Source organism: Bacillus sp. SRB_8, assembly GCF_003264205.1.
GTDB classification, from domain to species: domain Bacteria; phylum Bacillota; class Bacilli; order Bacillales; family Bacillaceae_G; genus Bacillus_A; species Bacillus_A mycoides.
In genome coordinates this window covers 781,572-796,214 of record NZ_NADT01000018.1, presented here as the reverse complement: position 1 = coordinate 796,214, position 14,643 = coordinate 781,572, and the positions used below count along the sequence as shown (strand labels likewise).

12 protein-coding genes are annotated in these 14,643 nt (G+C 37.5%); 9 read left to right on the top strand and 3 right to left on the bottom strand.

All coding sequences use genetic code 11. The annotated features are described in order from the left end of the window. Window positions 1–50: 50 nt before the first annotated feature. Entirely contained in the window at window positions 51–554 is a 504-nt protein-coding gene (gene ytrI / locus B5P40_RS14215; protein ID WP_002190855.1) for a sporulation membrane protein YtrI, read from the bottom strand. Further along, entirely contained in the window at window positions 551–964 is a 414-nt protein-coding gene (locus B5P40_RS14210) for a YtrH family sporulation protein (protein WP_002015507.1), read from the bottom strand. Before B5P40_RS14210 ends, ytrI begins: the two co-directional genes overlap by 4 nt. Before the next feature lie 42 nt (window positions 965–1,006). Here B5P40_RS14210 and dnaE point away from each other — a divergent pair, with 42 nt between their 5' ends. From dnaE to B5P40_RS14170, 8 genes are all read left to right on the top strand, one after another. Next, entirely contained in the window at window positions 1,007–4,339 is a 3,333-nt protein-coding gene (gene dnaE, locus B5P40_RS14205) for a DNA polymerase III subunit alpha (protein ID WP_113709344.1), read from the top strand. Between the two features lie 133 nt (window positions 4,340–4,472). Then, complete coding sequence (gene ystJ / locus B5P40_RS14200; RefSeq protein ID WP_161793975.1) at window positions 4,473–5,681, top strand: NADP-dependent malic enzyme; 1,209 nt, start codon at window positions 4,473–4,475, stop codon at window positions 5,679–5,681. Between the two features lie 14 nt (window positions 5,682–5,695). Then, entirely contained in the window at window positions 5,696–6,340 is a 645-nt protein-coding gene (locus B5P40_RS14195; protein ID WP_002015502.1) for a FadR/GntR family transcriptional regulator, read from the top strand. Window positions 6,341–6,525: 185 nt separating this feature from the next. Continuing rightward, complete coding sequence (gene accD, locus B5P40_RS14190) at window positions 6,526–7,395, top strand: acetyl-CoA carboxylase, carboxyltransferase subunit beta (RefSeq protein WP_002015500.1); 870 nt, start codon at window positions 6,526–6,528, stop codon at window positions 7,393–7,395. Beyond that, window positions 7,383–8,357: an acetyl-CoA carboxylase carboxyl transferase subunit alpha gene (gene accA, locus B5P40_RS14185; protein ID WP_000818787.1), complete on the top strand. Its 975-nt coding sequence runs from the start codon at window positions 7,383–7,385 to the stop codon at window positions 8,355–8,357. The genes accD and accA overlap by 13 nt, the downstream gene beginning before the upstream one ends. A gap of 128 nt (window positions 8,358–8,485) precedes the next feature. Beyond that, window positions 8,486–9,445 (top strand): 6-phosphofructokinase, encoded by a 960-nt coding sequence (gene pfkA, locus B5P40_RS14180; RefSeq protein WP_002034288.1) that lies wholly within the window; start codon window positions 8,486–8,488, stop codon window positions 9,443–9,445. Between the two features lie 53 nt (window positions 9,446–9,498). Further along, window positions 9,499–11,256, top strand: a complete 1,758-nt coding sequence (gene pyk, locus B5P40_RS14175; RefSeq protein WP_002015497.1) for a pyruvate kinase — start codon at window positions 9,499–9,501, stop codon at window positions 11,254–11,256. Window positions 11,257–11,498: 242 nt separating this feature from the next. Next, the gene (locus B5P40_RS14170) at window positions 11,499–11,888 is read left to right on the top strand and encodes an FxsA family protein (RefSeq protein ID WP_113709343.1); all 390 of its coding nucleotides are present in this window, start codon (window positions 11,499–11,501) and stop codon (window positions 11,886–11,888) included. Between the two features lie 474 nt (window positions 11,889–12,362). Here the strand turns inward: B5P40_RS14170 and ytvI are convergent, their stop codons facing one another. Continuing rightward, window positions 12,363–13,481, bottom strand: a complete 1,119-nt coding sequence (gene ytvI, locus B5P40_RS14165) for a sporulation integral membrane protein YtvI (RefSeq protein ID WP_002129361.1) — start codon at window positions 13,479–13,481, stop codon at window positions 12,363–12,365. A gap of 420 nt (window positions 13,482–13,901) precedes the next feature. Here ytvI and B5P40_RS14160 point away from each other — a divergent pair, with 420 nt between their 5' ends. Then, window positions 13,902–14,363, top strand: coding sequence for a DUF441 domain-containing protein (locus tag B5P40_RS14160; protein ID WP_000625507.1), 462 nt, complete (start codon window positions 13,902–13,904; stop codon window positions 14,361–14,363). The last annotated feature ends 280 nt before the right edge of the window (window positions 14,364–14,643 follow it).

Genomic DNA, 14,643 nt, shown 5'->3' with positions numbered 1-14,643 from the left:
AATTGTATGTTGAACGAAAGAGAAGGAGAGGCACTGAAGCCCTCCTTTTTTTATTTTTCTTTCTCTATATCAATACTAATTTCAAGTACGGTATCAAAAGAGACTGTGTCTACTTTAAAGCGGTATATACGATCGTAATGTTTGTACGTTTTATTTTCGATGACTTTTTTGAGCAGGTCTTTATTTTTTGCGATGCTTTGAATGTTTTTCGTTAAAAGATGCTGGAGATCATTATGGATAGAAGTGGTCATGTTTTCAAGTGTAAGATTGTCTAAATTATATTTTTTTCGATTTATAATTTTTATTTTGATTTCTTGAATTGTTAAGAGCCGTTTATTTTCTGTGTTCAATTTCTCTTGGTCTTCGAGAAGGACGTGGAGTTTTGCTTCTTGTTTTTCGATAATTTCTTTTTGTTCTGCTATTTTACTAGTTTGTTCTTCTTGAAAAACACCGTATATGTACAAAAAAACAAACCAGCTCAACACTCCTCCAACAGCAGCACCAGCTAAAACTAAATACCACCTTTTGGCTGTATTGGCGCTGGGTACTCTCATACATGTTCCTGTGTAAGCCATTTAATAATAATAAGACCAGTTTGCATACCGCCAGTTGCAAAAAAAATAAGGAGAATTTGTTTTACGATATCTTTCATATCTCCGCCAAAGAAGCTTCTTTCAAAGCTATAAAAGGTATCGAACGTTCCGCCAATTGCTGCAACGAGTGCCCAAATTCTTAAATTTTGGGCGAATTGATTAATATAAGTTAGAGTTGGTTTTCCGATGAGAAATGCACCAAATCCGCCAATTAATGAACCACCAAGTATAACTCCAAAGGCAATAAAATAACTAATAATAAGCAGAGAGAAAAAAGTATGTTCTCTTACATCCATCGTCATTCCCCTTTCTTCTTCATATATATGGACAAAGTATGAGAAGTATGTTTTGATTTCCGCTTTCCTCATCACCTATAATAAAAGTAGTCACATAGGTAAAGAGAGGGTACAACAGTGAAGTTTGTGCATTTACAATGTCAAACCGTTTTTAGTTTATTAAAAAGTGCTTGTAAAATTGATGAGCTTGTCATTCGGGCGAAAGAGCTTGGATTTTCATCGCTGGCCATTACAGATGAAAATGTTATGTATGGAGTTATTCCGTTTTATAAAGCATGCAAGAAAAATGGTATACAGCCTATTATCGGCTTAACAGCTTCTATTTTTAGTGAAGAAGAAGAAAGGTCTTATCCACTCGTCTTACTTGCTGAGAATGAAATAGGCTATCAAAATTTATTAAAGATCTCTAGCAGCATTATGACGAAGTCAAAAGAAGGTATCCCGAAGAAGTGGCTTGCTCATTATGCGAAAGGGTTAATTGCAATTTCACCAGGGAAAGACGGAGAGATTGAACAGCTATTATTAGAAGACAAAGAGAGTCAGGCTGAAGAAGTAGCTCATACGTATCAAAATATGTTCAGCAATTTTTATATAAGTTTGCAGCATCATGCAATTCAAGATGAACTGCTTTTACAAGAAAAACTGCCTGAATTTATTAATAAGGTAAACGTTCCAGTCGTTGCAACAAATGATGTTCGCTATATTAATCAAAGTGACGCACTTGTTCATGAATGTTTATTATCTGTTGAAGGCGGAACGAAAATGACTGATCCAGATAGACCGAGAATGAAAACGGATCAGTATTATTTAAAGTCATCGGATGAAATGGGAGCACTATTTTCTCATGCTGAGGAAGCGGTTCAAAATACAATAACAATCGCGGAACGTTGCCAATTAGAAATTCCTTTCCATGTAAATCAATTACCGAAATTTCCTGTTCCATCTAACGAGACGAATGATACGTATTTGCGCCGTGTTTGTGAAGAAGGCTTGCAGAAACGCTATGGTACGCCGAAAGAAGCGCATATAGGACGTTTGGATCATGAATTAAATGTTATTTCTCGTATGGGATTTAGCGATTATTTCCTCATCGTATGGGACTTTATGAAATATGCACATGAAAATCATATTTTAACTGGTCCAGGCCGTGGATCGGCAGCTGGTTCACTCGTTTCTTACGTATTGGAAATTACAGATATTGATCCGATTGAATATGAATTATTATTTGAAAGGTTTTTAAACCCTGAACGTGTGACACTTCCAGATATTGATATTGATTTTCCAGATATAAGACGTGATGAGATGATTCGATATGTGAAAGATAAATATGGTCAGCTTCGTGTTGCTCAAATTGTAACGTTCGGAACTCTTGCAGCGAAAGCCGCAATTAGAGACATTGCTCGTGTAATGGGGCTCCTGCCAAGAGATATTGACATATTTTCAAAACTTATCCCATCAAAGCTTGGTATAACGTTAAGAGATGCATATGAGGAATCGCAATCGCTCCGTGAGTTTATACAAGGGAATCTGTTACATGAGCGTGTGTTTGAAATTGCAAAACGTGTAGAGGGATTACCGCGTCATACGTCTATTCATGCAGCTGGCGTTATTATGAGCCAAGAACCGTTAACGGGAAGTGTAGCGATTCAAGAAGGGCATAACGATGTTTATGTTACGCAATATCCAGCTGATGCATTAGAAGAACTTGGATTGCTCAAGATGGACTTTTTAGGCTTACGTAATTTAACGTTACTTGAAAATATTATAAAATTTATTGTTGAAAAAACTGGGAAACAAATTGATATAAGAAATTTACCTCTGCAAGATGAAAAGACGTTTCAATTGTTAGGAAGAGGGGATACAACAGGTGTATTCCAGCTTGAATCAGGTGGTATGCGAAATGTACTTCGTGGGTTAAAACCGAATGAATTTGAAGACATAGTCGCTGTTAACTCGTTATACAGACCAGGACCGATGGAACAAATTCCAACCTTTATTGAATCGAAGCATGGGAAAAGACAAATTGAATATTTACATCCGGATTTAAAGCCGATTTTAGAAAGAACATACGGCGTAATTGTATACCAAGAACAAATTATGCAAATCGCATCGAAGTTAGCTGGATTTTCGCTTGGAGAAGCGGATTTGCTGCGCCGTGCAGTGAGTAAAAAGAATCGTGATATTTTAGATCAAGAACGTAAGCATTTTGTTCAAGGTTGTTTGGAAAACGGATACGATGAGACATCTTCAGAACAAATTTATGATTTAATTGTAAGATTTGCGAATTACGGTTTTAACCGAAGTCACGCTGTAGCTTACAGTATGATCGGATATCAGCTTGCATATTTAAAAGCAAATTATACGCTGGAATTTATGACTGCGTTATTATCAAGTGCAATTGGAAATGAAGATAAGATTGTGCAGTATGTACGAGAAACGAAGCGGAAAGGTTTTCACGTTTTACCGCCGTCTCTTCAGAGAAGTGGTTACAACTTCCAAATAGAAGGGAATGCGATTCGATATAGTTTACTTTCGATTCGGAATATCGGGATGGCTACCGTGACGGCATTACTCGAAGAACGAGAGGAAAAAATGTTCGAAGATTTATTTGAGTTTTGTCTTCGTATGCCATCAAAATTTGTAACAGAGCGAAATTTAGAAGCGTTTGTCTGGTCTGGTTGTTTTGACGGTTTTGGTGTTTCGAGGACGACGTTATGGAGAAGTCTTAAAGGAGCGTTGGAATATGCAAATCTTGCACGTGATTTTGATTTAGGGGATGCTGTTCCGAAATCAAAATACGTACAAGGAGAAGAGCTATCCTTTATTGAACAGTTAAATAAAGAGAAGGAAGCACTCGGTTTTTATTTATCTAGCTATCCGACAGCGCAGTATGCGGAGCTAGGAAAAGAATTAGAAATTCCCTCTCTTGCTCAGGCGATGCGACATAAGAAAAAAGTACAAAGAGCGATCGTATATATAACAAGTGTGAAAGTTATTCGTACGAAAAAGTTGCAAAAGATGGCGTTTATTACATTCTGTGATCAAAATGATGAAATGGAAGCCGTTATTTTTCCAGAAACGTATATACATTTTTCGGACAGGTTACAAGAAGGTGCAATCGTTTTAGTTGATGGTACGATCGAGCAAAGAAATCATAAGTTGCAATGGATCGTGAATGGACTATATCCGCTAGAAGAAATGGATGTTTATGAAGGAATGAAAGAAGCATCTGTTTACGTGAAATTGCCGTCTCAATATGAAAAAAAGCTTGTAAATCAAGTTACAAAAATATTGTTTGATTATTCAGGTTTTACGAAAGTACTAATTTATTATGAAAAGGAACATAAAATGGTACAATTATCTCGAAGTTTATCGATTCATCCAAGTGAAGAATGTCTAGGAGCACTTCGTGAAATTGTCGGTGACGAAAATGTCGTTGTGAAAATATAATGGACAATTTCCCTACACTTCGATTATTATAGTAGTAGTGTTCGTGGTCAGACCACTTGGAGAAATTGATATCAGCAAGCATAATTTGAGGAGAGTGGATAGTTTGTCAACACTTCGTGAAGAAGCACTTCACATGCATAAAGTGCATCAAGGAAAATTAGAAACTGTATCAAAAGTAAAAGTAGAAAATGCAAAAGATTTAAGTCTTGCATATTCTCCAGGGGTTGCAGAGCCTTGTAAAGAAATTTATGACGATAAAAGTAAGGTATATGAATATACAATGAAGGGAAATATGGTAGCAGTTGTGACAGATGGAACGGCTGTACTTGGTCTTGGTAACATTGGACCTGAAGCATCTCTTCCAGTAATGGAAGGTAAAGCTGTATTATTCAAGAGCTTTGCTGGTGTAGATGCATTCCCGATTGCCTTAAATACAAACGATGTAGATAAAATTGTTGAAACTGTAAAATTAATGGAGCCAACTTTTGGCGGTGTAAACTTAGAAGATATCGCAGCGCCAAACTGCTTCGTTATTGAAGAACGTTTGAAAAAAGAGACAAACATTCCAATATTCCATGATGATCAACACGGAACAGCTATCGTAACAGTAGCAGGCCTTGTGAACGCGCTGAAGTTAGTTGGAAAGAAAATGTCTGACATTAAAGTTGTCGCAAATGGTGCAGGTGCAGCAGGTATTGCAATCATTAAACTTTTATACCGCTATGGTGTACGTGACGTTATTATGTGTGACCGTAAAGGTGCAATCTATGAAGGTCGTCCTGTCGGTATGAATCCGGTGAAAGATGAAGTTGCCAAATATACAAATAAGAGTCGTATAGAAGGTTCTTTAGCTGACGTTTTACAAGGTGCGGACGTATTCATTGGTGTATCTGCAGCAGGTGCATTAACTGAAGAGATGGTTCGTACAATGAATGACGATGCAATTATTTTTGCAATGGCGAATCCGGTTCCAGAAATTATGCCAGAATTGGCAAAAGCAGCGGGCGCAGCTGTTGTTGGAACAGGTCGTTCTGACTTCCCGAACCAAGTAAATAATGTACTAGCGTTCCCAGGGATTTTCCGCGGTGCACTTGATGTACATGCGACACAAATTAATGAAGAAATGAAGATGGCAGCTGTACAGGCCATTGCAGAGCTTGTATCAGAGGATGAGTTGAATGCAGATCATATCATTCCAGCACCATTTGACGCGCGTGTAGCGCCTCAAGTAGCGGCTTACGTTGCGAAAGCAGCAATGGAGACAGGAGTAGCTCGCCGTCAAGTAGATCCAAATGAAGTCGCTGAGAAAACAAAACAATTAGCGCTGATTGGTAAAGAATAAGCGAGGAATTTCCATTGACATCATCAAATACAAAAGTATATCTCGAAATTGTAAAAAAAATCCGTTCCATTATGGAAGAGGATTGTTTAGTAGCGGGGGATCGTTTGCCATCTGAGCGTGAGTTAAGTTCACGCTTAAATGTTGGACGTTCCTCTGTAAGAGAAGCATTACGTGCGTTAGAGCTGGTAGGATTAATTGAAACGAGACGTGGTGAGGGAACGTTTATTCGAAACTTTTACGATAACGGTCTTGTACAATTAATTGCTCCGTTCTTGCTGCAAGATGAGAAAACAATTCGTGATTTATTACAAACAAAACGATTGCTTGAGAAAGATATGATTCGACTTGTATGTAATTTACCGAAAGAAACGTTTTCTGAAGTACTAAGTAAATTACACCAAGTGCTTGAAGAAAATGAAAGCTCAATTCCGGTGCTTCATCAAACGTTCTTTAAAACACTTATTGAACAATTCGATAATTATTTACTCTATCGCATTTGGATGATCGTAAATGATTACGTTGCAACTCTTTCTTGTGAAGTTTCAGGAGATTCTATCGAAATGTATAGAAAGCTTTATGCTACTTTGGAAGTGAAACAAGAAAATGATGCATTAAAAATTTACGATGAATTAGTAGAGAATATACAGTTTCACTCGTAATGTATAAAATTTGTCGAAATGACCATGACACGTTATGACAAACATTCTACCGCATAGCGGTTAAAGTTAAACGTAAAGAGAGAGGTTATTAGACAGATTGAGAAGATAAGGCTAACATCAAACATTGGTGTTAGCCCCATTTTCTTCTTACGCTAACCTTAGCTCTCAATGAAGGGGGTCAAATTGTGCTAAGAGATTTATTCGTGAAAAAGAAAAAGTACGCTGCAATACCTTCAGAACAAGTACGAAAAGATGTACCAGATGGCGTTATGACAAAATGTCCGAAATGCAAAAAAATCATGTATACGAAAGAGCTTCTTAAAAATTTAAAAGTATGCGTGAATTGTGGATATCATCATCCGATGAATGCATGGGAACGCCTTGATAGTATATTGGACGAAGGTTCATTTCGTGAGTATGACAAAGAGATGGTTTCACTAAATCCACTTGAGTTTCCGGGATATGAAGAGAAACTAGAAAACGATCGTAAGAAGACTAAATTGAATGAAGCGGTTGTAACTGGTGAAGGAACAATTGATGACATGCTTGTTGTTGTTGCAGTAATGGATTCTCGTTTTCGAATGGGCAGCATGGGCTCTGTTGTAGGAGAGAAAATTGCCCGTGCGGTTGAAAAGGCATACGACTTACAAGTTCCATTTATTATCTTTACTGCTTCGGGTGGTGCTCGTATGCAAGAAGGGATATTAAGTTTAATGCAAATGGCAAAAACAAGCGTAGCTTTGAAAAAGCATAGTAATGCAGGAGGGTTATTTATTTCTGTTATGACTCACCCAACGACGGGCGGGGTTTCAGCGAGTTTCGCTTCACTTGGTGATTACAATCTTGCAGAGCCAGGTGCACTTATCGGATTTGCTGGTAGACGCGTAATTGAACAAACAGTGCGTGAGAAACTACCGGAAGATTTCCAAACGGCAGAATTTTTACTAGAGCACGGTCAATTAGATGCGGTGGTGCATCGTGATGATATGAGAGAATCACTCCGTAAGATTTTAGAAGTTCATCAAGGGGGGGAAATGGCTGTATGGCAGAGCTAGAATTTGAAAAACCAGTTGTTGAGCTAAGAAATAAGATTCGTGAACTGAAAGACTATACGAAAAACAGCCAGATGGACTTCAGTGAGGAGATTCGTATTTTGGAAGACAAGCTAGAAAAACTAGAGGAAGATATATACGGCAATATGAAAGTATGGGACCGTGTTCAAATTGCTCGTCATGCAGAACGACCGACAACGCTCGATTATATTGAGCACTTATTTACTAATTTTTTTGAATGTCATGGAGATCGCCTATTTGGCGACGATGCAGCGATTGTCGGCGGCATTGCGAAATATAAGGGGATGCCCGTAACTGTAATTGGGCACCAACGCGGAAAAGATACGAAAGAAAATATTCGTCGTAATTTTGGGATGCCTCATCCAGAAGGATATCGAAAAGCACTGCGTCTAATGAAACAAGCGGAAAAGTTTAATCGTCCCATTATTTGTTTCATCGATACGAAGGGAGCTTATCCTGGTAAAGCAGCTGAAGAACGTGGACAAAGTGAGGCAATTGCCCGTAATTTATTTGAAATGGCGGGTTTAACTGTACCTGTTATTTGTATCGTTATCGGTGAAGGTGGTAGCGGTGGTGCGTTAGGTCTTGGAGTAGGAGATTACATTCATATGCTGGAAAATTCCACTTATTCTGTTATTACACCAGAGGGTGCGGCGGCGATTCTTTGGAAAGATGCTGGTAAAGCAAAAGAAGCTGCAGAAGCGATGAAAATTACAGCATTAGATTTGAAAGAATTAGGTGTAATTGACGAAATTATTCCAGAGGCAAAAGGCGGAGCACATCGTAATGTTTTGAAACAATCAGAAAATATAGATTTAATGCTTAAGAAAACTTTTGAACAATTAAGCGGAATTTCGAAAGATGAATTAATCGAAAAACGTTATGAAAAATATATGAAAATTGGGCAAGTTTCGTTTTCAAACGCTTCCATTGGGATAAAATAAGAAAAGCGTGCGTTCCTCTTCGCGAATGCACGTTTTTATTATGAAAAGACACATCTTCTCCATTGTGTTTTTGTATTTTTTCGTGTTATTTTATTATAAGGCAAATAATCTTTATGAGGTGAGTACAAATGAAACGTATTGGTGTATTAACAAGTGGTGGAGATTCACCTGGTATGAATGCTGCCATTCGTGCAGTTGTTCGTAAAGCGATTTTCCATGATATTGAAGTATATGGTATTTACCATGGATACGCTGGTTTAATTTCTGGTCATATTGAAAAATTAGAACTTGGTTCTGTTGGCGATATTATCCACCGTGGTGGTACAAAATTATATACAGCAAGATGTCCTGAGTTTAAAGACCCAGAAGTACGACTAAAAGGAATCGAGCAATTAAAGAAACATGGTATTGAAGGACTTGTCGTTATTGGTGGAGATGGTTCGTACCAAGGCGCAAAAAAATTAACTGAGCAAGGATTCCCATGTGTAGGTGTACCAGGTACAATCGACAATGATATCCCTGGAACAGACTTCACAATTGGTTTTGATACAGCTTTAAACACTGTTATTGATGCAATTGATAAAATCCGTGATACAGCTACATCTCATGAACGTACATATGTTATCGAAGTAATGGGACGTCACGCTGGAGATATCGCATTATGGGCTGGTTTAGCTGATGGTGCAGAAACTATCTTAATTCCAGAAGAAAAGTATGACATGGAAGATGTTATCGCTCGTCTGAAACGCGGTAGTGAACGTGGTAAAAAGCACAGTATTATCGTTGTAGCTGAAGGTGTTGGAAGTGCAATTGACATCGGTAAGCACATTGAAGAAGCAACAAGCTTTGATACTCGTGTAACTGTATTAGGTCACGTACAACGTGGTGGATCACCAAGTGCACAAGACCGTGTATTAGCTAGTCGTCTTGGCGCAAGAGCAGTTGAATTATTAATTGCTGGTAATGGCGGACGTTGTGTTGGTATTCAAAATAATAAACTTGTTGATCATGACATTATCGAAGCGTTAGCTCAAAAGCATACAATCGATAAAGATATGTATCAATTATCTAAAGAATTATCTATCTAATCGGCTTAATGCCTTGTATTTGGGAACGGTTTCATAATTTTCGGAGGTGCAATATGCGTAAAACTAAAATTGTATGTACTATAGGTCCTGCTAGTGAAAGTATTGAGAAATTAGAGCAATTAATGGAAGCGGGTATGAACGTTGCTCGTTTAAACTTCTCTCATGGTAGCCATGAAGAGCATGGAGCTCGTATTAAAAATATTCGTGAAGCTTCAAAGAAAACTGGTAAAACAGTTGGTATCTTACTTGATACAAAAGGTCCAGAAATCCGTACACATGACTTCGTAGACGGACAAGCTGAGCTTGTAACAGGTGCAGAAGTAATTCTTTCTACTGAACAAGTATTAGGAACTGCAGAGAAGTTCTCTGTATCTTATGCTGGTCTTTATGATGATGTTGATCCAGGCTCTCGTATTCTAATCGATGACGGTCTTATCGAACTAGAAGTAATCGAGAAAGCTGACGGAAACATCCGTACAAAAGTATTAAACAGCGGAACTGTAAAAAATAAAAAAGGTGTTAACGTACCAAACGTAAGCATTAAGCTTCCAGGTATCACTGAAAAAGACGTGCAAGATATCGTTTTCGGTATCGAGCAAAAAGTTGATTTCATCGCAGCATCTTTCGTACGTAAAGCATCTGATGTATTAGAAATTCGTGAATTATTAGAAGGGCATAACGCTCAATACATCCAAATCGTACCAAAAATCGAAAACCAAGAAGGTATCGACAACATCGATTCAATCTTAGAAGTTTCTGACGGTTTAATGGTTGCTCGTGGTGATATGGGTGTAGAAATTCCACCAGAAGAAGTACCATTAGTACAAAAACGTCTAATCAAAAAATGTAACGTATTAGGCAAACCAGTTATTACTGCAACACAAATGTTAGATTCTATGCAACGTAACCCACGTCCAACTCGTGCGGAAGCAAGTGACGTAGCAAACGCAATCTTCGATGGAACAGATGCAATCATGCTTTCAGGTGAAACTGCTGCGGGTCAATACCCTGTAGAAGCTGTAACAATGATGGCTAACATTGCGGTACGTGTTGAAAAATCATTACAATATGAAGATATGTTCAAAAAACGTATTAAAGAGTTCACACCAACAATTACAGATGCAATTAGCCAATCTGTTGCGCACACAGCACTTGCTCTTGATGTAGCTGCAATCGTAGCTCCAACAGAAAGTGGACATACTGCGAAAATGATCTCTAAATACCGTCCGAAATCTCCAATCGTAGCTGTAACATCTGACGAGCAAGTAGGACGTCGTCTTGCACTTGTTTGGGGTGTTCAAGCATTTATGTCTGAGAAACGTGCAGCTTCTACTGACGAAATGTTAGATACAGCAATTCAAACAGGTATGGATGCGGGTCTAATCGGACTTGGAGATACTGTAGTAATCACTGCTGGTGTTCCAGTTGCTGAAACTGGTACAACAAACTTAATGAAAATCCACGTTGTTGGTGAAAAAGTTGCTAAAGGGCAAGGAATCGGTCGTAAATCTGCAAAAGGTAAAGTAGTTGTAGCGAAAACAGCTGCTGAAGCTGTAGCGAACGTAAACAAAGGTGATATCCTTGTTACAACAAGCACAGATAAAGATATGATTCCTGCAATTGAAAAAGCTGCTGCTCTAGTTGTAGAAGAAGGCGGTCTAACAAGCCATGCAGCTGTTGTAGGTGTATCAATCGGTATTCCTGTTATCGTTGGTGTAAACGGCGTAACAACAACTTTAAAAAATGGCCAAGAAGTAACAGTTGATGCAGCACGCGGAATTGTTTATAATGGACATGCGGAAGTGCTATAAGAAGTAATACGGAGAGAAGGATCGGAGTCCTTCTCTTTTTTTTACACAAAAAAGGATAGGGATAGCTTTAAATGCCTGAAATTGCTTTGAAAAACGTTTATTATAATGTTTAGTGGGAGAGGGTTGTTTGTCCCTTGTGAAGCTTGTATGAGCGTTTTAAGGGGATTATAAGGGGCTTATAAGGGGTTTTGCAAGGGTGATGCTTTCAAACCTTTTAAATGAAATATGAAGGAGTGCGAGCTATGAAGTGGTTACTGTTCTTACTTATTTTAGTGCCGGCGATTGAGATTACGGTGTTAATAGGGTCGAGTCATGTAATAGGTTTATGGTCTACGTTCGCTATGATTGTATTTACGGGTATTGTGGGTGTATATTTGGCGAAACGACAAGGGTTTAAAGTACTTAGAGAGATTCAATTTAGGCTAAATAGAGGAGAAATGCCGGGTGATGCGGTTCTAGATGGTATTTTTATATTCGTAGGAGGTATTCTTTTAGTACTGCCTGGATATGTGACGGATATAATAGGTTTTATCTTTGTTGTTCCTATAACGAGGGCTTTATTGAAGCCGGCTGTTATGAAGTGGATTGATTGGGAATTTAGAAAGAGAACTACTATTATTGTTCAGAAATAACGCGTAGATTATAGCGATCTACGCGTTATTTTTTTATTTGCTACTTATAGTCAATTGTTAGCTTCCTGCTCGGGTTGGATTTTTGTTAGTTATTAAACGATAGGATGCAGAGGGTTCTTGTGAATGAAAAGTGTTACATTAGGATGATGTTTTTTGCTTGTAGTAAGATTCGACTAGTGAGCAGAAGTTAGACAGGAGAAGAAAAATTACTGATTAAAGGGTTCATCTGCCTTGTTTTGTATATTTATTCACTTACATAAAAAGTAATAAATGTAAGCAATAATTATAAAGTATATAGAATAAAAATGTATTTTTGTCCTAAAATATGCGTTTTTATGCAAAAAAATAAGAGGATTATCCTTTTTTAGGAAATTCTCTTGTAGATGTAGGTAGTACAAAAAAGTACAGTGAATAATCAGTGGGAAATTCCCACTGATTACAGTTGATTTTTTATTGTGTATGAATTAGGAAATATTATTTTGATGGTGAACCCTTAATGAATTTCCATAAGTCGTGGAATACATGAGCTTTGTGTAATGTATTAAGTAGTACTAATATGACTGGACCGATGATTAATCCTAAAAAACCAAAGAGCTTAAAGCCGACAAATAGAGCGATGAGTGTCGCTAATGGATCTAGTCCAATATTAGATGAAAGTACTTTTGGCTCCATGATTTGTCTTTGGACAATCACGACGATGTATAGGATGAGAAGACCGATGGCGAATGCAGTATCGCCTGTGAAAAATACGTATATAACCCAAGGAACGAAGACGGCTCCAGTTCCTAAATACGGGAGTAAATCGACAACCCCTGTAATAATCGCGATAGTAATTGCGTATGGCACGCGTAATATTAAAAGGCCGATTAGTACAATGATAGTTGTCATAGATACGAGTGTAAGTTGCGCTTTAACAAAACCAAACAAAGCTTTTCTTAAATCGACAAAAATAGTTTTTCCGTATCCATGCAAACGATTAGGTAGAAGTTTTCTTACTTTATGAGCAAGACGGTGCCAATCGTAACTAATGAAGAAGGTGGCTAATAAGACGAAGACAAGGACAGTTAAAGTTGTTGGTAATGCACTAATGAAATTTGTTAACCCACTTATAATGGCGGTTAAAAGTTCTTTCATTTGTGTCGTTGCTTCGGTGCCTAAGTTTTGAATGTTTTGTGTAATAGTGTATCGCTGTGGTTCTCCGAGATGATTAAATTTAGAGATTAAATCATCATAGAGAGGCATAATATGATTAAGTGCAAATTGTTGGGCGAATGCAACGATATCTGGAAACTTAACTGTAACAATTTGTAGTAAGTACGTTGTGGCAGATATTGCTTCAGTTACAAGGTATGTAACAAGTCCAACGATAGCTCCGAATACGAGAATTAAGCTAACGAGTACCGCTAATGCGCGAGGGAATTGTAGTTTTTGATTAAGGAAATTGACGACAGGATTAATCAAATAAGCGAATGCAAAAGCGATAATAAAAGGGTAGATAAGGCCTGACATGTACAGCAATGCATAGAACCCAACTACCGTTGCTACAATGACAAATATGAGTCGTAATATCATATATAGTAAGTTTCGGTTCAAAGATGTATACCTCCCATTCCAATTTGGATTATCCTAATTCGTTCAACTTATAACTAGTGAGATTCACTGATCAAAGTTTCACTTTATGTTATAGTGGAATGATGGATTTTTCCTGCTTTTTCAATAGATGAGTGACCGGAAAAGCTTGGTGTTGATGCTTCTACTATATGGTAAAAACTTCATTTTCTCTTCTTTTTATTTTACCTGTTTCTTAATAGAAAAGAAAGGAGAGACGACCGTTTTTAAAAATGTATACATGCTTAAATTTTTGATGGTTAGAGTTTCAGTTTGTCATTTTAAAATATGAAAAAAATGAAGTGGTTATTGTTGCATATACATCGATATAGCATGTATAACGATAGGTTTAAAGGTATTTTTGTTTGGAAGCGAGTTCATTATTTTCAGAAAGGAAGTGCAAACATGATTAGTCAGTCAACGTTATTTTTATTCATACTACTTATTATAGGACTTATTGCTAAAAACCAATCGCTTACTGTAGCTATTGGAGTGTTATTCTTATTGAAATTTACGTTTTTAGGAGATAAAGTCTTTCCTTATCTACAAACGAAAGGGATTAACCTTGGTGTAACAGTCATTACAATAGCAGTGCTCGTACCGATTGCGACAGGGGAAATAGGCTTTAAACAACTCGGAGAAGCAGCGAAATCGTATTATGCATGGATTGCTTTAGCCTCAGGTGTGGCGGTCGCTTTGTTAGCGAAAGGCGGCGTACAATTATTGACGACGGACCCACATATTACAACCGCACTTGTTTTTGGGACAATTATAGCTGTAGCTTTATTTAATGGAGTCGCTGTAGGTCCATTAATTGGGGCTGGAATTGCCTACGCAGTTATGAGTATTATACAGATGTTTAAATAAGGAATTTTATAGTAATATAAAATTTTTGAATTCTTTCTGTTCACAAAAGTCAGATAATTGTTTATAATAGGATTAGAAACTTTGAAAAGTTACATAACAGCAGAGACTTTACACCAGATAAAATAAAAACAACATAAAACAATTTTATAATGATATTGTTTTATGTTGTTTTTATCATAAACTCTTCGGAATTCATTTTCCTCACTAACTTGTTGTTCTGAGCGTGAGGATTCGGGGAGACATTCACGCTCATGCTTTCCATGTAAGCAATGGACAATAA

What these genes read in the sequence shown, in the direction of transcription:
- ytrI (WP_002190855.1), bottom strand. Translation starts at nt 554, where the DNA reads ATGAGAGTACCCAGCGCCAATACAGCCAAAAGGTGGTATTTAGTTTTA.
- ystJ (WP_161793975.1), top strand. Translation starts at nt 4,473, where the DNA reads ATGCATAAAGTGCATCAAGGAAAATTAGAAACTGTATCAAAAGTAAAA.
- accA (WP_000818787.1), top strand. Translation starts at nt 7,383, where the DNA reads ATGGCAGAGCTAGAATTTGAAAAACCAGTTGTTGAGCTAAGAAATAAG.
- pfkA (WP_002034288.1), top strand. Translation starts at nt 8,486, where the DNA reads ATGAAACGTATTGGTGTATTAACAAGTGGTGGAGATTCACCTGGTATG.
- pyk (WP_002015497.1), top strand. Translation starts at nt 9,499, where the DNA reads ATGCGTAAAACTAAAATTGTATGTACTATAGGTCCTGCTAGTGAAAGT.
- B5P40_RS14170 (WP_113709343.1), top strand. Translation starts at nt 11,499, where the DNA reads ATGAAGTGGTTACTGTTCTTACTTATTTTAGTGCCGGCGATTGAGATT.
- B5P40_RS14160 (WP_000625507.1), top strand. Translation starts at nt 13,902, where the DNA reads ATGATTAGTCAGTCAACGTTATTTTTATTCATACTACTTATTATAGGA.